The sequence below is a fragment of the Frankia sp. Mgl5 genome (assembly GCF_023242985.1).
In the GTDB taxonomy this organism is placed as follows: domain Bacteria; phylum Actinomycetota; class Actinomycetes; order Frankiales; family Frankiaceae; genus Parafrankia; species Parafrankia soli.
The window spans coordinates 1-245 of sequence record NZ_JALKFY010000282.1; the positions used below are offsets into that span (position 1 = coordinate 1).

Here is a 245-nt window from a genome sequence, read left to right on the forward strand (position 1 = left end):
CTACCAAGCTGTACTCGGCAGCTGCCAACGCTCTCGCCGTGCTCACAGCTGCCGTTACCTGCCCTACGCCTGCCACCAAAACGTCAAACCCGCTGGCACCGTGAAGCCCACGCAACACTGCGTCCCTTTCAGCGGAAACAGAGGTGACAATGAGTACGCGCATGCCCGGTTCCTGATCGCCGGAGTTTGCCACAACAGACGCTCCATTATCTAGTCGAGTATCCATGTTATAATCTCCTTTATTT

Annotated in this window: 1 pseudogene; it reads right to left on the bottom strand. The window is 55.5% G+C overall.

Features of this window, described 5'->3' with window-relative positions:
- Positions 1-163: pseudogene (locus tag MXD62_RS40375) on the bottom strand (futalosine hydrolase); the annotation flags it as partial.
- Positions 164-245: the final 82 nt, after the last annotated feature.